This is a genomic window from Nitrincola sp. A-D6, from assembly GCF_000764495.1.
Classification (GTDB): Bacteria; Pseudomonadota; Gammaproteobacteria; order Pseudomonadales; family Balneatricaceae; genus Nitrincola.
The window spans coordinates 12278-30492 of the sequence record NZ_JRLB01000031.1 but is presented as its reverse complement, the minus strand read 5'-3'; the positions used below and the strand labels follow the sequence as shown (position 1 = coordinate 30492).

16 protein-coding genes and 1 pseudogene are annotated in these 18215 nt (G+C 50.0%); 8 read left to right on the top strand and 9 right to left on the bottom strand.

What is annotated here, in order from left to right:
- The first annotated feature begins 124 nt into the window (after positions 1-124).
- From LH51_RS23475 to LH51_RS23465, 3 genes are read left to right on the top strand one after another with little or no spacing between them, the layout of a single operon-like run.
- Positions 125-1066 carry an insulinase family protein gene (locus tag LH51_RS23475; protein WP_052063501.1) on the top strand — a complete coding sequence of 314 codons (942 nt, stop codon included), beginning with the start codon at positions 125-127 and terminating at the stop codon, positions 1064-1066.
- A complete protein-coding gene (locus tag LH51_RS23470) occupies positions 979-1620 on the top strand; it encodes an insulinase family protein (protein ID WP_327124448.1) in 642 nt (213 codons plus the stop codon). Before LH51_RS23475 ends, LH51_RS23470 begins: the two co-directional genes overlap by 88 nt.
- The gene (locus LH51_RS23465) at positions 1554-2945 is read left to right on the top strand and encodes an insulinase family protein (protein WP_327124447.1); all 1392 of its coding nucleotides are present in this window, start codon (positions 1554-1556) and stop codon (positions 2943-2945) included. The genes LH51_RS23470 and LH51_RS23465 overlap by 67 nt, the downstream gene beginning before the upstream one ends.
- Here LH51_RS23465 and LH51_RS06165 read toward each other — a convergent pair whose 3' ends face one another.
- The 3 genes from LH51_RS06165 to sbcB are packed head-to-tail and all read right to left on the bottom strand — an operon-like array spanning position 2946 to position 4975.
- Positions 2946-3515, bottom strand: a complete 570-nt coding sequence (locus LH51_RS06165; RefSeq protein ID WP_036520754.1) for a hypothetical protein — start codon at positions 3513-3515, stop codon at positions 2946-2948. It abuts the gene before it with no gap.
- A gap of 3 nt (positions 3516-3518) precedes the next feature.
- Positions 3519-4325: a hypothetical protein gene (locus LH51_RS24095; RefSeq protein ID WP_327124416.1), complete on the bottom strand. Its 807-nt coding sequence runs from the start codon at positions 4323-4325 to the stop codon at positions 3519-3521.
- Complete coding sequence (gene sbcB / locus LH51_RS24090; protein ID WP_327124414.1) at positions 4304-4975, bottom strand: exodeoxyribonuclease I; 672 nt, start codon at positions 4973-4975, stop codon at positions 4304-4306. The genes LH51_RS24095 and sbcB overlap by 22 nt, the downstream gene beginning before the upstream one ends.
- 99 nt (positions 4976-5074) lie before the next feature.
- Here sbcB and LH51_RS06155 point away from each other — a divergent pair, with 99 nt between their 5' ends.
- The 4 genes from LH51_RS06155 (at position 5075) to LH51_RS06140 (ending at position 9264) form a co-directional block, all read left to right on the top strand.
- On the top strand, positions 5075-5503 hold the full coding sequence (locus LH51_RS06155) for a YchJ family protein (RefSeq protein ID WP_036520753.1): 429 nt from the start codon (positions 5075-5077) through the stop codon (positions 5501-5503).
- Positions 5504-5565: 62 nt separating this feature from the next.
- Positions 5566-6738, top strand: a complete 1173-nt coding sequence (locus LH51_RS06150) for a hypothetical protein (protein ID WP_052063498.1) — start codon at positions 5566-5568, stop codon at positions 6736-6738.
- A 127-nt stretch (positions 6739-6865) separates the two neighbouring features.
- Entirely contained in the window at positions 6866-7138 is a 273-nt protein-coding gene (locus LH51_RS06145; RefSeq protein ID WP_160173686.1) for a hypothetical protein, read from the top strand.
- Positions 7139-7272: 134 nt separating this feature from the next.
- On the top strand, positions 7273-9264 hold the full coding sequence (locus LH51_RS06140) for a DUF349 domain-containing protein (protein WP_036520751.1): 1992 nt from the start codon (positions 7273-7275) through the stop codon (positions 9262-9264).
- A 43-nt stretch (positions 9265-9307) separates the two neighbouring features.
- Here LH51_RS06140 and phbB read toward each other — a convergent pair whose 3' ends face one another.
- Positions 9308-10057, bottom strand: a complete 750-nt coding sequence (gene phbB / locus LH51_RS06135; RefSeq protein ID WP_036520750.1) for an acetoacetyl-CoA reductase — start codon at positions 10055-10057, stop codon at positions 9308-9310.
- A gap of 328 nt (positions 10058-10385) precedes the next feature.
- Here phbB and LH51_RS06130 point away from each other — a divergent pair.
- Positions 10386-12084, top strand: a pseudogene (locus LH51_RS06130) (L-lactate permease).
- Positions 12085-12145: 61 nt separating this feature from the next.
- On the opposite strand, the gene LH51_RS06125 reads toward LH51_RS06130, so the two are convergent.
- The 5 genes from LH51_RS06125 to LH51_RS22295 all read right to left on the bottom strand — a co-directional run bounded on the left by LH51_RS06125 (position 12146) and on the right by LH51_RS22295 (position 18110).
- A complete protein-coding gene (locus LH51_RS06125) occupies positions 12146-14167 on the bottom strand; it encodes a hypothetical protein (RefSeq protein ID WP_052063497.1) in 2022 nt (673 codons plus the stop codon).
- A 32-nt stretch (positions 14168-14199) separates the two neighbouring features.
- The gene (locus tag LH51_RS06120) at positions 14200-15423 is read right to left on the bottom strand and encodes an ATP-grasp domain-containing protein (protein ID WP_036520749.1); all 1224 of its coding nucleotides are present in this window, start codon (positions 15421-15423) and stop codon (positions 14200-14202) included.
- Between the two features lie 136 nt (positions 15424-15559).
- Positions 15560-16642 carry a zinc-binding metallopeptidase family protein gene (locus tag LH51_RS06115; RefSeq protein ID WP_036520748.1) on the bottom strand — a complete coding sequence of 361 codons (1083 nt, stop codon included), beginning with the start codon at positions 16640-16642 and terminating at the stop codon, positions 15560-15562.
- Between the two features lie 119 nt (positions 16643-16761).
- On the bottom strand, positions 16762-17226 hold the full coding sequence (locus LH51_RS22300; RefSeq protein ID WP_235263567.1) for an MATE family efflux transporter: 465 nt from the start codon (positions 17224-17226) through the stop codon (positions 16762-16764).
- Positions 17227-17273: 47 nt separating this feature from the next.
- Complete coding sequence (locus tag LH51_RS22295; protein WP_235263566.1) at positions 17274-18110, bottom strand: MATE family efflux transporter; 837 nt, start codon at positions 18108-18110, stop codon at positions 17274-17276.
- Positions 18111-18215: the final 105 nt, after the last annotated feature.

Below are 18215 nucleotides of genomic sequence, written 5' to 3'. Positions count from 1 at the left end.
ACAGAGTGGAATTAACGCCAAGCGGTAGTCAGGAACTATCTGACTACTCTTCAGTCTTATCGAACATCAACATAAGCCTTCAAAGACTTACAGGTATCTTATGCCACCGGTTACAGGATTCAAAATGTTCCGCGTTGTTTTTTTATTGTTTCTGCTCAGTTTTTCCGGTTTCGTTTCAGCTCAGGTCATTCAGAGCCCCTATGACAACCGCGCATTTGAAGCCTTCACTTTACCCAACCAGCTTAAAGTATTGTTGATTTCTGATCCTGAAGCCGAAAAAGCCGCGGCTTCAATGGATGTAGCGGTTGGTTCTGGTGCTAATCCCGCAGAAATTCCAGGTCTGGCACACTTTCTGGAGCATATGCTGTTTCTGGGTACAGAAAAATACCCGGAAGCTGACAGCTACCAGGCGTTCATCAGTGCCAACGGTGGCTCACACAATGCTTTCACAGCGTATGAGAACACCAACTATTTCTTTGATGTACGTCCTGAGTCCCTCACAGGTGCCCTGGATCGCTTTTCGCGGTTTTTTATTGACCCATTATTTTCTGCTGAGTATGTGGAGCGGGAACGTCACGCTGTTGAGTCTGAGTTTCAAGCCAAACGCCGGGATGACAGCCGCCGCGTACACGAGGTTACCAAACAGGTAATGAATGCTGCGCATGCCTGGAGTAACTTTGCCGTGGGAGACCTGCGCTCCTTGTCAGATAGTGAAAATGTCCGCATACGCGACGCGCTGATTGATTTCTACCAGCAGTACTACTCAGCCAATCTAATGAGCCTGGTGATCAGTGGTCCCCAATCACTTGACGAGCTGCGTGAGCTGGTGGAAATGCGTTTTAGTGATATAGCCAATTTTCAGGCTGACGCTTATGTGGATCAGGCACCACTGTTCGATGAAGGCCAGCTACCCTTGCAGCTTGAAATTCAAACTTTGCGTCAGCAACGTACCCTGTCGCTAACCTTTCCGATTGACCCATTCGTGACCATTGGCGCAGCAAGCCACTGTACTTTATTGGCAGTCTCCTGGGGTATGAAGGTGAAGGCAGCCTGTTCAGCCTGCTGAAATCAAAGCAGCTGGCAACAGGACTTTCAGCCTTCACCAGCCTCGACCTGCCCGGCCAGGCAAGTTTCCAGGTGAATATCGAATTAACCGATGATGGCCTTGATCAGGTTGATCAAATTACCGCGTTGTTCTTTGGCTATGTCAGCTTACTGCAACAGCAGGGCCTGAGCGAAAGCCTGTACCAGGAAGAAAGCCAGTTGGCAGAGTTACAGTTTCAGTTTCGTGATCAGCCACAGGCCATTCATGAAGTTATGATGCTGGCACAGATGCAGCAGCGCTATCCGGTTGAAAACCTGCTGAATGCCAACTATCTGCTGGAAAGCTTTGAAGCCGAGCTGATTGATACCTATTTACGCCAGTTGCATCCAGATAATCTATTACTGACGTTACAGCATGACCAGGTCACGCCGGAGTTCACCGAAAAGCGTTATAACGCGGGTTACCGGTTTGCACCTATCGACGAGCAACGTCTGACGCTGTGGCGTGAATCAGCCCTGATAGCGATCTGCATCTGCGCAAGCTTAATCTGTTTATTCCCGATTCACTGGCGTTAACTGAACGCTCTGATACGCAGACTGATTTACCGGTAACCTTGCGGGATGAACCCGGTTTCAGCTTGTGGCATCAACAGGACCAGCAGTTCCTGCGCCCGCGTGCCGATATTTACTTTGCAATGATGACTCATCTGGCACTTGCGAGTGCCGAAAATGCCGTTATGCTGGAACTCTACACCCGGATACTCAATGATCAGATGAATGAGATGCTCTATGATGCATCTCAGGCCGGGCTGAATGTTTCACTCTACCCGCACCTGCGTGGCATCTCTTTGCAAATTTCCGGTTACAATGACAAACAGCCCCTGCTGCTCGATTATCTGCTGCAGGAGATGCTACAGCCTGAAATCACCCCTGCCCGATTTGAGCGGGTACGCCAGCAATTTGAAGAACGCCTGATTAATCAACGTCAGGAAGGCCCTTACCAGCTGGCCATGCAGCAGCTCTTTACTGCACTTATGTCACGCTGGAGTACGGAAGACCGGCTGGAAGCACTCGCCAAGGTGACACCTGAGCAGTTAGAGCAGTTTCTTGCAGAGTTATATACCGAAGCGGAAGTGCGTATCCTGGCACATGGCAATATAACCGCGGATACGGCCCTGAGTATGGCGCAGCAAATTCAGACTAAACTCCTGTCTGAAACCCATCCGGTTTCCGGAATCCGGGTGCCTGTGGTTGAAATCCCGCTGAACAGCCAACTGACTGATACACTGAAACTGGCACACAACGATGCTACGTTGGTTCGTTATTTACAGGCAGATGACCACAGCATCAAGCAGCGCGCAGGTGTCGCCCTGTTGAATGAGATTATATCAACACCATTTTATTCACGGTTGCGCACTGAAATGCAGCTGGGTTATATCGTTTTTGCTAACTACCTGCCCATGGGCGATGTGCCTGGTTTGGCACTTATTGTGCAATCACCCGTCGCTGACCCGGTAAAACTGGAATCTTATTTTGATCAATTTTTAATCGATATGCACAGCCAACTGCAGCAATTGAGTGATGCGCGGTTAGCTGATTTTCGGCAGGGCTTGCGTTCACGTTTATTACAGCCGGATACCCGGTTGTCTGAACGTTCTCAACGCTATTGGCGGGAGCTGGATCGTGATGGTGCATTCACAACACACTATCAGATCGCCGAACAGGTATCTGATATTACCCGTGAAGATCTGCTAGACCTGCTAGAGCAACTACAAACACGGCAATACCAGATCCGCAGCTTTGGCGCCCTGCTTCCAGAAAGTGATGCTGCGCCGATTATTCCGGATTTCAGTGGCTACCAACGTTTGCAACAGCAACGTATTGAGAGTCGCTTCTACTAATCACTTGAACAACACATTTAAATCCGGGGTAAATGACTCTTCCAGCAGCCTGAAACGCTCTTCCGGTTCAGGCTCAGTTTCCAGCGCTTCCAGGCGTCGGTAAAAATTACCCGCGCCAAGCATCTCTTCACCGACCAACTGCCCGGTGTCTGTTTCAAAAGTCAACTCACCGGTAAAACCGACATCCGGATCGCAGCCCTGACTCAACCCTAACGCAAAGCACTGCTGCTCACGGATATCCGCGGTGATTTCAGAAAAGATACGATCTTCTCCTGTCAGGGGTTGTGGTTCTTCGGGTTGGTTAAACAGCTCTTTTATTTCAAAGACTTCATCAGGTTCAGAGTACATAATGACCACTGGTTCTAACGGCTCAGCGGGTTCGGACGGATAAATTTCCGGCATAGGCTCTGGATCATAGTCACCCCAGTCACGTCCCTCAAATACATCCCGGGCATGAAAACGCCCGCCTTCGTAGCCTTCTGGCTCTATCACCCTGTAGTCAGGACGTTCATTTGCCAGGGTTGTCAGCGACATGAATGCAAGTAGACACCACAGCAGGCTTTTATTCACCGGTCAGAACTCCATCGGATAGATAGATTCAGCATAGGTTGCCAGATCCTCAAGTATCTGTTGCTCCCTTGATGTTAGCTCACGTTCTGCTGCAATACGATTTAGCTCATCAAATAACGCTGTTATGGTCAGGCAGCCATCATTATCCGGGCCCAGTAATTGCCGACTGCGATACTCTTCCCATTGCTGCTGCTCGTCATCGGTAAGACTGAAAGCAAAGTTGCGTGCTTTATAGCGCAACAACAGTTCCGGCAAACGCTGATCCTGAAAAGGCAGCTTCAATCCAGCCAACAACTCCGGCGGTGTTTGCCGAACCTCTTCCATCAGATGCCGGTCTGTATCACTGAAAAAGCCACCACTATAAAGCATATGGTCCGGATTTTTTTCAGCATCAAAACCGGATTCTGCATAAACAGCCTGTAACTTGTCCTGCCAGACAGCACGACTCTGGCGTAATATAGCCAGGTGTTGTCGACACACGTCACCGGAAATAGTGAGTCGCTGCGCCTCGGCAGGGCTGAGCATTGTTGCTGGCGCGAGTACCGGACAACGGTTAGCATGCACCAACTTCAGAGCCACTCTGGGCGCATCGACTGGCTGTTCATCTTGACGGGTATACAGACCTGTGCGAAGTTGCTCAACCGTGAGATCAAGCAAGGGTGAGGGATCATGACGCAGATCCCAGACAATCACGGCATTACTGTTAACCGGGTGCTGTGCCAGAGGCGCAATTGCAGCCAGGTTACCCTGCTCCACCGGGTAGCGCGAAGACACATGCAGTACCGGCTTCATGGATTGGGTATCCAGCATCTGCGCACCGCTTGTTTGGAGCGTTGGGAAAACACAAAATCAAACAGTTTGGGTTGTTTCTCCTTAACCAGCTTCGCCAGAGCCAATGTTGCCCAGACATCTGACAGGGCATCGTGCGCCTGCTCATGTGCCAGCCCGTTAGCACGACTCAGATCTTCAAGGCGCAGACTGGGAGCGCCTGACTCATAGGTGGGCCAGACAATACCCTCAGGACGCAATGCCCGTGCCAGACGCAGCATATCAATAATATCCCAGCGTGAGCAGCCATTCTGCCATTCACGTGCATAGGGATCAAAAAAGTTGCGGTAAAGCGTGTAGCGCGTCACTTCATCATCAAAACGCAAGCTGTTATAACCCACGCTACAGGTACCTGGTTGAGATAGTTCAGCATGAATACGACTGATAAACTCGGCTTCACAAACCCCTTCCGCTATGGCTTTTTGCGGCGTAATACCGGTGATCAATGATGCCATGGGGTGTGGCAGAAAATCATCGGCCGGAGCACAGTACAGCACCAATGGCTCACCGATAACATTAAAGTCCATATCAGTGCGCACCCCGGCAAACTGCAAGGGCCTGTCACGCTTGGGATCCGTGCCGGAGGTTTCATAATCATGCCAAAAAAAGCTACCCGTTTGTGCCTGTGCCATCTCACCATCTCATGCTATAGTCGATTATCCGTAACGTTCATACGGCTATCCTATCGTGTTATGCTGAAGAGTATCAGTTAATAATCCGGGGATCATCCTATGTTGCAGGATCAAACCAGCAGCGATCAACTCTGCCCATGTCAATCGGGTAAGCCTTTTAACTTTTGTTGTGGTCCGGCCATCAATGGCAGTCGACCGGCCAAAACGGCTGAAGCGCTGATGCGCTCACGTTATTCAGCATTTTTTGTCGGTACCGTTGACTATCTGATCGAGTCCACGGCACCGGAAACCCGCCGGGAAGAAGACCGTGAGCTTCTGATTGAGCAATCACAAATTACCAACTGGACCCAACTGACTATTCTTGAGGCACAGGTAGGCCAGTCCGGTGATACAGAAGGTCAAGTTAGCTTTGAGGCACACTTTGAAAGCCCAGACGGCAACGGCATACTCAGAGAAACATCACGTTTCCGACGCGATGGGGAACGCTGGTATTACGTTGATGGTGATCTGGAACTCATCCTCACCTGAGTTTTTGGGTTAAGATTTATACACCATGGTCGATAACCTCAGAATAGATTGAGGTTATCAGCATGCGTATCGATTCGTCTTTTTTGCAGCTCACATCATCACATCAAGCATTTAGCCGTTACGAACGTAGCGAACAGCTACAGGTCAGCCTTCCGAACGGCCCAACGGGCCAGACTACTGAGCTGAGTTACAACAGCCAGCAGAGTACAGAAACAACTCAACTTATGACCTATGCCGAGTTACGACGTCAGGCGGGAAACCCGGCGTTAGCACTAAAAGCAGAGCGCTTGTCACAACAGGTTACTGCAGCGAACGAGCGTAATCAATCAGCGGCCAATACAGCCTCGACAGAGCTTAATCCAAGCGACGAAGATGACGATTTTCTGGAACTTTCAGCAGAAGACCGGCTACGTATTTCGCTGATTCAATCCTTGCTCAGCAGTCTTACTGGCAAGGAAGTGGAATTTTCCATCACTGACCTTCGTATACCCAAACAGCAACCTGCTGAAGCCGCGCTACCGCAAGCAAGTGCAGCAACTGAACAGCCACAGGAAGCACCTGCTCAAGCCAACCTGGACTACCAGGTTTCAGAAACTTTTTACCAGCAAGAGCAAACAAGCTTTCAGGCCAGTGGACGGATCACTACGGCCGACGGCAAGCAAATCCAGATCGATATTTCTCTGAATATGAGCCGTGAGTTGCTACAGCATCGAGAGTTCTCATTACAACTGGGTGCCGCCCTCAAAGACCCACTGGTGATCAGTTTTGATGGTAACGCCGCGGAGCTTAGTCAGGAGCGCTTTGAGTTCGACTTAACGCTGGATGGTCAGCAAGACCTGATTCCAAAACTGGCTGGCAATGCCGCATTCCTGGCATTGGATAAAAACACTGATGGTGTCATTAATGATGGTAGCGAGCTGTTTGGTGCAACGACCGGTGATGGCTTTGCGGAACTGGCAGGATATGACGCTGATGGTAATGGCTGGATTGATGAAAGCGATAGTATTTTTGAACACCTGCAGCTCTGGTTAAAACCTGGCGAGGGTAGCAGTCAGCAGCTGATAAGCCTGAAAGATGCGGGTATAGGCGCTATTTATTTGGGTAATGCCGATACACCTTTTACATTGAACAGTTCACTAGGTGAAGAGCGTCTGGGAGTGATCCGCTCCAGTGGAGTCTACTTGTCAGAGCAAGGCAAGGCAGGCTTGATCCAGCATGTTGACCTGAGTGTCTGAGCAACTATTTCGACTTAGGCTGCAATCAAGGCTTTTATTGCAACACCTCGCACCGGTAGAATAGTCCGCCTTAGCGTTAGCTTAGCCATATTTAAGGATTGCCGGACTTAACGTCCGGTTACGGTGATTGATGTTTGTAGACCTGTTAAAACCCAGATGGCGTCATCCGAGTGCTGCTGTGCGCAGTCTTGCGGCAACAAAACTCAACCCCAACAAAAAATCTGATGCCGGAAAACTTAGGCAGCTTGCCTATCACGACCCGGACCCCGAAGTCCGGAGCGTTGCTATAACACGCCTGACGGATTTGCAGCTTCTAATTGAACTGCTTGAGCAGAGTGCCAATCCAGCGCTTGCCGACCTGGCTGCATCCAGGCTGATCACCTTGACAGAACAGGGCTGATCAACCCAAGACAGCTTGAATCTGTTCAGTCTGAAACTGCACTCAGCCTACTCATCCGTCACAGCCAGAGTGAAGCACTGCATCACGCGCTACTTCCTCGCATAATTAACGAATTACTACTGTCTGACATTGCCATGCGCGCCCCACTCACCGCAACGCGTCAACTGGCAGCCTCTCAACTCAATGATCCAGACTGTCTTGAAAAAGTGCGTAACTTTGCCAAAGATCATGACAAGGTGGTTTATCGTATTACGCGTGATACACAAAAGCGCAGGCACCAGCTTGAGCTGGAACAGCAGGCCATACAGCAACAGCGCCTTACCCTGTTGGACAATCTGCATAATCTGATAAATAGCCCGGACAGGCAGTTTTTCAGTGCCCGTTTCCAGGCCCTGCAAAACCAATGGAATGAGCTACCAAATCATCAGCAAAGCGGTGAGACAGAAGCGTATGAGCAACTGGCCAGCAAGGCCGAACTGATCCTGCAACAACAAGTGGCTAAACAGAACGCCGAGGCTGAGGCCGAAGAGGCCCTGGCGATGGCACGTCAGCGGCTTGCACTATGCCAAAATATGATTACCCAACAGTTAGACCAATTGCAGCAATTCTCGATTGATCAAAATGACACAGAACTCAGTTGGGTCAAACCAGAGAACGAAATACAACAGCTATTAACAGAATATGCTCCCCATCTGACAAACGCCGAACACCAAAAAATAGATGAAATTACTACAATCATTGAGGCTTTGCGGGCATTGCAACAACACAACCCAGGTTTTCGCAGCGTAATTGAGCAGGCGAATGCGGCAGGTGATGTGCATACGCTACAGCAAAGCCAGCAGGCTATTAATCAGGCACTGAAGTCATACAACTGGCCACAGGCACTGCACTCTGTGCTGGACCTTAAAGCCTTGACAGCAACGCGCCAACAAGTTGAAAAACGTCTGCAAGAGTTTAAACAGCAAGACCAGACTGCACAGGCCGTGATTGAAGAGCAGCTGAGTGTGCTCGATGCTCACATTAAGCAAGGCGAAACCCTGAAAGCACAGGAATTACTTGACAGCTTAAGCAAACAGGTCAAAAAACAACCACTATCCGAAGCCCTGCAGCAGCAATTTCGAAATCTTTTAGCCCAGGTCAATGAGATGTCCGAGTGGCAACAATTTGCGGCTATTTCCAAGAAAGAGCAACTCTGCATTGCCATGGAAGCATTGATAGACAGCCACCTCGCACCTGCGGCTTTGGCAGAGCAGATACGTGCACTGCAGCAGCAATGGAAGCAGTTAGATCAACAGTCCCCTGCTCCAGTCAAACATCTCTGGGAGCGTTTTCACGCAGCCTCACGTCAGGCCTATCAACCCTGTGATGCTTACTATAAGGAACTCAGTCGATTACGTGCCTGGAACCTGTCGCAGCGTGAACTGATTTGCCAGCACCTGGAAACCTATTTCAGCACACTAAACTGGTCACAACCCGATTGGCGGGCACTGGAACAGATACTGAAAAAAGCCAAGCATGAATGGCGGGAGTTTTCACCCGTGGATCGCGCCCCTGGAAAGCTGTTGCAGGCACGCTTTCAGCAGTTAATCGACCAGGCTGATAAAGCACTGCAAGCTCACCGTAACCATTGCGCCATTCAAAAACAGGCGTTGGTTGATGAGGCTCAGCGACTGACTCAAGATGAAGATGTAGTTGCTGCAGCTGAAGGTATCAAAGCCCTGCAACAGGCCTGGAAAAGCATTGATAGCACCGCCAAGCACAAGGAACGCAAACTTTGGGAAGCTTTTCGCAGCCACGGCGATCAAATTTTTGCCCGAATCAGGACGCTGTCACAAGATCAGCATTCCTCAGATCAGCATCCTACTGATGAGAATCCTGAAACAGCTGCACGGCTTTTGTGTATACGTTTGGAAATACTTTTCAATCAACCCAGCCCGGATAATGACCAGTACCTGCGGATGGAGTATCAGATGCAGCGTTTGCAGGAAGCCCTTGAACCCTGCTCAGACACTGAACGCAAAATTGCTGTTCAACAGGTTATTGAAGAATGGCATGAAGGGGGTTTCGCTGAACAGTTCGAGTGTTTACACGAACGATTCAATACATTACTGACACATAACGAGTAAGCCCCGTAAACGGGGCTTACTCGTAGCAGATGGCCGGGGCCAATTAACTCATGTGCAGACCGCCGTTAATCGACAAGTCCGAACCGGTTATATAGCCGGAGTTTTCGTCTGCCAGAAAAGCAATGGCGCGACCAATTTCTTCCGGGTAACCAAAGCGTCCAACCGGAATGGTTGAAGTGATTTTTGCCTGAATATCTTCAGAAATTTTTGCCACCATTGGCGTCATGATATAACCGGGTGACAAAGTATTCACAGTAACGCCTTTGGCCGCCACTTCTTGCGCCAGCGCTTTAGTAAAACCGTGAATACCCGCCTTGGCTGCCGAGTAGTTACACTGACCAAACTGACCCTTCTGTGCATTAACGGAAGAGATATTAATTATGCGACCAAAACCTTTTTCCAGCATTGGGTTAATCACCAAACGGGTCATATGGAACATACTGTCCAGGTTTGCTGACAATACCTCGCTCCACTGCTCCCAACTCATTTTCTTGAACATGCCATCACGGGTAATACCGGCATTATTAACCAATACATCAATACTGCCACCGGTCAGCTCTTCTACGGTTTTGATGCAATCAGCACAGGAAGCTGAATTGGTCACATCACCGTAGGCAACATCTATTTCATAACCATCACGACGCTGGTCTTCTTGCCAGGTTTTAGCCTTATCGTGATTACCACCACTGTTATAACCCGCCACAACGCGAAAACCAGCATCTGCCAGCGATCGGCAAATCCAGGTACCCAAACCGCCTGTACCACCTGTAACCAAAGCCACTCTTTTTGTCATAGTTCACATCCCATTTACACTGTCGGTTTTATTGTTATTGCCGGCCATTGAGGGCATAACGAAGCATTGCACTTCATACCGAGGTACGGCAACTCAATCTTTTGCAAGCCTTTCCCTTTAAGCATAGCCCCTCAATCATGACGGGACTAGTCTATATTGAGAAAAAAATATGGATATTCACTAATCTAGACAAAGGTCTAAGTTTGGCTCAGATTGATTGACTCGCTTGTAACAAGCCCCTAACCTTATTGCCTACACGAGTAAATTGGTAATACCAATTTACCCAACTAAGTATAAATACACAATTAACTGGACTAGAGAACGTTTTATGAATTCCACCCTGCTCTCGTTGCTGGCATTTGCACCGCTTGTATTGGCGGCTATTTTGCTGGTCGGACTGCACTGGCCTGCCAAACGCGCCATGCCTGTAGTCTTTGTCGTTACCGCTGTGATCGCCCTCACCGCTTGGGAAATGACGTTTAACCGCGTACTGGCCTCAACCCTACAAGGCTTAATTCTTACCGGTGCCATCCTGTGGATTATTTTTGGCGCCATCCTGCTGCTAAACACCCTTAAGCATTCCGGTGCTATCACCGCGATTCGTGGTGGGTTTTCCAATATCAGCCCGGACCGCCGTGTTCAGGTCATCATTGTAGCCTGGCTGTTTGGCTGCTTTATTGAAGGGGCTTCCGGTTTCGGCACACCAGCCGCTGTAGCTGCCCCGTTACTGGTTGCTCTGGGTTTCCCTGCCTCGGTGCAGTCATGGTAGGCATGATGATTCAGTCTACGCCGGTGTCCTTCGGTGCGGTGGGTACACCGATCGTCGTAGGTGTGACTGGCGGGCTGGATCGTGCAGGCATTACTGAAGCATTGATTGCTCAGGGCTCTGACTGGGACACCTTCTATCGTTTGATTACCTCCGAAGTCGCCATCATACATGCACTGATCGGTGTGCTTATGCCACTGTTTATGGTCATGATGCTGACGCGCTTTTTCGGTAAAAACCGTTCATGGCGTGAAGGTCTGGCAATGGCGCCCTTTGCCCTGTTTGCCGGTATCGCTTTTGTTATTCCTTATGCTGCAGCCGGTGTATTCCTTGGGCCGGAATTCCCATCCATGATCGGCGCCCTGGTTGGCCTGATTATTGTGGTTCCTGCGGCTAAAGCCGGTTTCTTGCTACCTAAAAAGACCTGGGACTTTGCTGATGCCAGAGACTGGCCAGTGGAGTGGATGGGAAATATCGAAATTAAACTCGATAGTCTGACGGCTAAAGCACCCATGTCGATGGCACTGGCATGGATTCCCTACCTGCTGCTGGGTGTATTACTGGTTTTATCCCGCGTCAATGCGGATGTAAAGGCCTTCTTCACCCAAAACCTGGTACTGGGCTGGCAGAATATTCTCGGTGAAGCTGGCGTATCCGGCAGTATACAGTTCCTGTATTTGCCAGGCGGCATCATGATTATGGTGGTACTGGCTACCTTCCTGCTCCATCGGATGCAGTTCGGTGAGCTACGCGCAGCGGTAAGCGAGTCGTCCAAAACGCTGCTGGGAGCCGGATTTGTGTTGCTGTTCACCATCCCGATGGTGCGTATCCTGATTAACTCAGGCGTTAACCTGGGGGACTTGCCTCCATGCCCCGTGCTATGGCAGAACTGGTGGCCGGCAGTGTCGGTGATGTTTACCCCTTCTTTGCTGCCACTGTGGGTGCGCTGGGAGCCTTCATCGCCGGTTCAAACACAGTATCCAATCTGATGATGGCGCAGTTCCAGTTTGACACAGCCCAGTTAATCGGTGTTTCCAGCGCCATGCTGATCGCCGCTCAGGCTGTCGGTGCCGCTGCCGGTAACATGATTGCCATCCACAACATCGTTGCGGCTTCAGCAACCGTGGGCTTGCTCGGACGTGAGGGCCAAACAATCCGTTTGACCATTATTCCGACGATTTATTATCTGATCATGGCAGGCCTGATTACGCTCATCGCTCTGCATCTGGTAGGTATGAGTGATCCATTGATGGCGCAATAACAAGCCTGTATTGCCGGGGGCCATTCATGGATGGCCCCTTTTTCAGTTCAATATCAGTAGATTATTGTACAGCCGCTTGCAACGCTACATCAGGAGGTTGACGGTCCATTCCCCAACTTCTTAGCATATAACCCTGTACTTCATCCAGCTCATCCTGCGGCACTTTTGCCAAAGCCCCGCCTTCAAGTGGATCATAGTGAAAGATATACAAACGTGACGTGAATTGCGCAAAGGGCAAAGAGGCTTCACCAAAGCGTTCACCTTTTCCCGCCGTGCTCACTACCACATCATCACCCCAGTTCTGCCCACTGTCATTATTCGGGTTATAGAAATACACCCGCATGACATCCTCAGGATCCAGTGCCACACGCAACAGAGTGATTGCATGCCAGCCAATAAAACGCGCGGCTGAGTCAGTAATGGCAATACCGGCAGGTTGCGGATGAATCAGTGGTTGGTTGCCGTTAAAATAAGGATGGTAACAGGCATAAAATGCCCGGATAAACTCATCCAGATCCTGAAACTTACCGGTGGCAACATCAACATTGATGCGAAATCCACGTCCTGACCACCAGCCATGAAACTCGGGGTTGACCCAGCGATGTGGATCGCCCTCCCGACCAATACAGCGGCGCCCCATCTCGGCGTAGATACGATCAAGATGGGGGACCAACAGCAAGGAAACCGGATCAAGATCTATGGGCGTTTCTCCAGCAATGCCGGCCTGGCAATCGCGAGATGAAATAGGCTGACCCTCAAAGTGCATAACTACTTCATCATCCCTGGCCGCCCAGACCAGCATCTGCAACAGATAATCCGGATCATTGTAAGCCCACATGGACAGGGCTCGGGCTGACTGACAGGTTGGACTGTTACCCTGTCCAACACCCAGTGGTTGCCCCAGAATACACAGCACGCCTTCCAGTAAACGCGCATTGACGGATACCTGATCGCCAAAGGCTAAGGTTAAGCGTGTTTGCGCTGCTTTGCACAAGGGTAGACCTAACTGCCGCCAGAGCGCCGGTGCGACCGGAGGCTGATAGAGAATGCCGCGCTCCAGCATCAATGACAGGCCGTAAATGCCTTGAGCCGTAGCCGGGAGAATCACCTGACGGATCAGTGCCTGGATCAACTGGCGGAAACACATAAAACAATCCCGACCGGTTGAAGACAAGCCCAGCGCTTCAATCAGCAAGTAGTCATCCACCGCCAGCAGGTGGCGCAGCAACACAGCATGATAAGGTGACACCAAACCTGTGTCGTGCATGGCTCTGGCAAAGCCAGTTGCTTCTGACTGCAAGGCTTGATTATCCATACTCGCTAGCCTGTCTTTGTAGACATCAACACCCGGATCTTCACGACACGCCTGAGTGGTGCCAAACAGACTACTGACTAACCGGGCCGCCCCCTGCCCACTGCTACCCAGATCTATATCCGGATTATGCTGGCAGATCGCAATCTGAGTCACCATGCGTTTGACCGCATCCACCTGAATTGGGCGTTGTTGCAGGATGCGCCAGATTTCATCAACCAACTGATCAATTACATGCTCATAACCTATCCGATGCGCCAGATACTCGAACAATAGCCGTGGGATTTGTGCTAAACGCCCCTGAGTTTCACGCTCGGCTTCACTGGGTGGTGTGAATAACAAGGCCAGATTAATCGCCATGACCTGTGTCAGGTAGTGGTGAGCCTGTTCAGCAGAGATCAGTGGATGGCGATAGCCATCCATGGCAACTGCCAGAAGACGAATTTCACTCAGTGACTCGATCACCAGCAAGTTGGCATCCGCACTCTGCAATGAATGTGAGGTCAGAGAAGGCACCAAAAACTGCGGCGTTTGCCAGTCAGAACCGGCAAACACGCCAGCCTGCTCTATCCCTTCAGCTCGGCTTTCTAACGCGGCACAGCCACCTGGCTGCAGCAAGACACGCCTGACCAGATCCAGCACAACCACCAGCTTGTCATATTTGGCAAACTCAGGTGCCTGCGCCAGGCGCTCAATACCTGCATCCAGCTTTTGCAGCAAGGCATCAAGCTTCGGGTTAGTCTGCTCTACTTCTTCAATACCCTGACTCACTTGCTCATCCTTTTATGACTACCGATCCAACATCAGATATAAAAATCCAGCTCTTCCTGATGTTTGAGTAAACGTTTCATTTCATCAGCTTCAGACCCGACAAAATACACCAAGCCCCAATGCGTACCAAACGCTGTGCGTTTAGTCACGGTTTCCTGAGCCGGCGTGGTTAATTCATGTGACTCAAAATAGGGGTGATCCTCGGTTTCTTCAGGAATCTCAAGGCGGCTGACAACCCGGCGTCGAGGGTAAACACCAAAGCAACCGGCAAACCCCTTGGCATCGACCACTTCCTTCGGAAAGAACTCCCGGATCTCGTCTTCAGTCGTTTTCGGATCAAACACCAACATACTGGCCTGATAAGCGTTGAAGCCATACACCCGCTCCAGTAGCTCAAACACTTTGAACCCAGGCGGACGATAAGCCACTTCGCCAAAGTACATCTCACCATCGCTGGTGACAAAGTATTCAGGGTGAATCATCCCAAATTCAATATCAAAGGTTTTGACCAGTTTTTCGATCTGATGTTTAATTTGATCGCGGTATTTTTCCAGCTCCGGTGAAGCGGGTACAAACACGGAATATCCCAGCGTGACGTACTCAGAAATATTCAAAAAACAAATTTTGCCATTATGGATCCAGGCTTCAACGGCAAATTCCCAGCCATCCAGATGGGACTCCATCAACGCTGGAAACTCATCATCGGGAATAGCATCAACATCATCCGGTGTGCGCACCACCCGGTGCCCTAAACAACCAGCCTTATCAAACGCCTTGAAATGAATTGGGTCATTCGGGTCGCCATCAAGCTTCAGCAACGTCTGATTAACGCGGCGCAGAAAACGCACGACATCTTCTCGATCATGCGCTTCCTCAAAAATACCGACACGAATCCCACCCAGTTGAGCACGACGTTTCATCAGAGATTTATCACGCATCAACATCGCCTGGCCTAACAAGCGCGGATTATCCAGCAGTACCGAGTTGATGGCACCAGCCCACTCCACAGTTTCTTCAAAAATGGGAATGGCTACATCCACCCCCATCTCTTTGAGGGTTTCAGCAATTTCCATTGAACGGTCATTCAGGCGTTCAAAATTCCAGGCAACATAGGGAATATTGTGTTGTGTGCAGTATTCTTCAGCCCAATCAGGGGCTACAACCACATACCTGCGATCAAATTTCTCTGCCGCTTCCACAGCACTCAGGCTCCAGCCCAGCAGGGCTATGTAACCTTTATCCAGATTCTTTTCCATTATGTATCTCCTGTAGCCTGAAAATTCAAATAACTCCTATCAAGTACTTTATACGAGCCAATAAACTTCATTAATTAAGAATTTGCCTTTAGACCCTAACAAGCCAGCCCCCCCAGCTGTCAAGGTAAAGTTATTCTTATTCAGGGGCTGCAGTCAGGTTACTGCCATGCACAACACGGTGCACAAAGCGGAGTTTTTCAATGGTAGCCGGTGCCAGTACAAAGGGATAAGCATGATCATGACCAATGCTGCGATTCAGGCTGTTCATCACATACGTCAGGGGCAACCAATGCTCAATCAGAGTATCGAATGCTCCCTCATGATAGGCATTAAAATCATGGCTGACTTTCATGGAATGCTGACTGCCGACACGTGGGTGTATCTGCAGGCCATATTCGTAAGCGGTTTCCAGCGTATCGACGATATGCAGATAGTGAGCCCAGGTTTCAGCCCAGTCTTCCCAAGGGTGAGAACTGGCATAGGCACTGACAAAACGTGTGCGCCAGTCGACTGGAGCACCAAAGCGGTAATGATTATCCAGCGCCTGCACATAGTTCTGGGTATCATCGCCAAACAGGTCACGGAAAGGAAGTAACCACTGACTGTCTCTTACCAGGCGGTCCCAATAATAATGGCCTGATTCATGCCGAAAATGGCCCAATATGGTGCGATAGGGTTCATCCATCTGCTCGCGCATCTGTTCACGCTTTGCCGGGTCGGCTTCAGCAAGATTGATGGTAATCAAACCCTGATCGTGACCGGTCAAAACTTTAGAGCGCTCACTGAAGCTTGGATGAGGGTCTGCCAGAAAATCAAATGCCATACCACGATAATGATGTTTAAGTGACATTAACGGCAGATTGAGTTGCAGCAAGGAATACACCAAACGGCGCTTTTCTGTTTCCATAATACGCCAAAGTTCGGTATTACCGAGTACAGACAGATCCGGAATGGTTTGATTCAAATCACAGGCACGACAGAAATGCTGCTCATTTTCAGCTTCTATCATCCAGTTACACACCCCTGCACCTGTATAATTGTTACACATACGGTAAAGGCGCGTATCACCAACAGGTTGCCAGAGTCCATTTCCAGCGGGTACCAGGGCACTTAAACGCTGAGTATCCTGCAGAAACCCCAGGGTGGCTCCACATTGCGTGCAACACACATTGTCAAAGTAGATTAAATTGCCACAAGCCGTACAGGTAAAGAGTTTCATTGGAACAGGCCTCTAGATTTTGCAACAGTGCAAAAGCCAAAACCCCATCCTACTCGCTTCATGTACCCGGCGACAGTTATACAGCGCACCTATCTTCAGCGAACCTATCTTCAGCGTACCTAAGCCCCGGCATGAAGCAGGCCAGTCAACTTCTGCCGCATCCACGACCAGGCGATAATTGCTGTGAGTATATTAGCCAGCACCAGCGCGCTGAACAGTCCCTCCAATCCAAACAACTGATTACCTAACCAGCCCAAGGGTAAATACATCAGAAACAAGCGGATCAGGCTGACTTTGAGTGCCAGCAGAGGCTGATGCAAGGCGTTGAAAGCTGATGCACTGAGGAAGGTTGTCGCCTGAAAACCAAAGCCCAACGGCACTATCAATATCCATAAGCGGATAAGCCGGGTCACTTCAGGATCATCACTGAAAAGCGCCGCCAACGGTGCCGAAAAAATCAATAGAAATAAGTAAATAACTACCTGCCAGGCTAATGCAAAGCGAATCACCAGCGCATAGGCTTTTTTAATCCGTAGCAGCTGGGACGCACCGAAATTCTGACTAATAAAAGGAGGCAAGCTCATGGATAAAGCCAGGCACACCAGCAATGCCAGGGATTCAATACGATTCCCTACCCCGAGGCCGCCACCGCCTCAGCACCGTGCCGGGCGACCATAGCGGTCAGCACCCCGTTAGCAACCGGTGTAGTGATATTGGAGAGTGCGGCTGGCACGCTAATACTGAAGAGTTCACGCCAGTAGCGTAGCAGCGTCAGCAGGGATGGAAAGCGTAAAGTCAGCATATGGCGACGATGATGTAACAGGTGCAATGCAACTAGCGTAGTGATCCCCCAAGCGATGACGCTGGCCAGGGCTGCACCCTGTATACCCAAGGCCGGAAATGGACCCAAACCAAAGATCAGCAAGGGATCTAATATAAAATTCAACAGTGAAGCCAATAGCATAATCATCGCCGAGCCACGCACATCTCCGGTTGCACGTAAAATGCTGTTACATACCATGTTCAACACCATAAACACGGAACCTGCAAACCAGATCTGCATATAGGCGCGAATCAGGGGAAGGAGTTCTGCTTCGGCACCCATCAACTTAAACACGGGCTCAATGGCAAATTGCCCGGCAAAACCCACGATCACCAGCAGAATCGTGGTTATAAACAAACTTGAGGTAGCTACCTGTGCCGCCGACCCGGTATCGCCCTGACCGATGCGCCGCGCCAATGTTGCTGACGTTCCTATTCCCAACCCAATCGCCAGGCTGATTACCACAAAGGAAACCGGAAAGGTAAAAGCCAAAGCTGCCATGGGCAAGGTACCTAACTGTCCGACAAACCAGATATCGGCCAGATTGAACAGCATAATGCTGACAATCCCGAACATCATCGGGATGGTCATCTGCACCAACACACTGCGCATCGGTCCGTTCAAAAGATCAGGAGAGCGGTTCATTAACCTGGGTAACCCAACAGAAAATGCACTATTTTAGCATTTAAAAACAGCCAATGCAGTTTGTCTGTAATGCTTTAAATGCTAATCTTGCCCTTAACCAAGGAG

What these genes read in the sequence shown, in the direction of transcription:
- LH51_RS06140 (WP_036520751.1), top strand. Translation starts at nt 7,273, where the DNA reads ATGCGCGCCCCACTCACCGCAACGCGTCAACTGGCAGCCTCTCAACTC.
- sbcB (WP_327124414.1), bottom strand. Translation starts at nt 4,975, where the DNA reads ATGGCACAGGCACAAACGGGTAGCTTTTTTTGGCATGATTATGAAACC.
- LH51_RS24095 (WP_327124416.1), bottom strand. Translation starts at nt 4,325, where the DNA reads ATGCTGGATACCCAATCCATGAAGCCGGTACTGCATGTGTCTTCGCGC.
- LH51_RS06115 (WP_036520748.1), bottom strand. Translation starts at nt 16,642, where the DNA reads ATGAAACTCTTTACCTGTACGGCTTGTGGCAATTTAATCTACTTTGAC.
- LH51_RS06120 (WP_036520749.1), bottom strand. Translation starts at nt 15,423, where the DNA reads ATGGAAAAGAATCTGGATAAAGGTTACATAGCCCTGCTGGGCTGGAGC.
- LH51_RS22300 (WP_235263567.1), bottom strand. Translation starts at nt 17,226, where the DNA reads ATGAGCTTGCCTCCTTTTATTAGTCAGAATTTCGGTGCGTCCCAGCTG.
- LH51_RS06155 (WP_036520753.1), top strand. Translation starts at nt 5,075, where the DNA reads ATGTTGCAGGATCAAACCAGCAGCGATCAACTCTGCCCATGTCAATCG.
- LH51_RS23475 (WP_052063501.1), top strand. Translation starts at nt 125, where the DNA reads ATGTTCCGCGTTGTTTTTTTATTGTTTCTGCTCAGTTTTTCCGGTTTC.
- LH51_RS06150 (WP_052063498.1), top strand. Translation starts at nt 5,566, where the DNA reads ATGCGTATCGATTCGTCTTTTTTGCAGCTCACATCATCACATCAAGCA.
- LH51_RS22295 (WP_235263566.1), bottom strand. Translation starts at nt 18,110, where the DNA reads ATGAACCGCTCTCCTGATCTTTTGAACGGACCGATGCGCAGTGTGTTG.
- phbB (WP_036520750.1), bottom strand. Translation starts at nt 10,057, where the DNA reads ATGACAAAAAGAGTGGCTTTGGTTACAGGTGGTACAGGCGGTTTGGGT.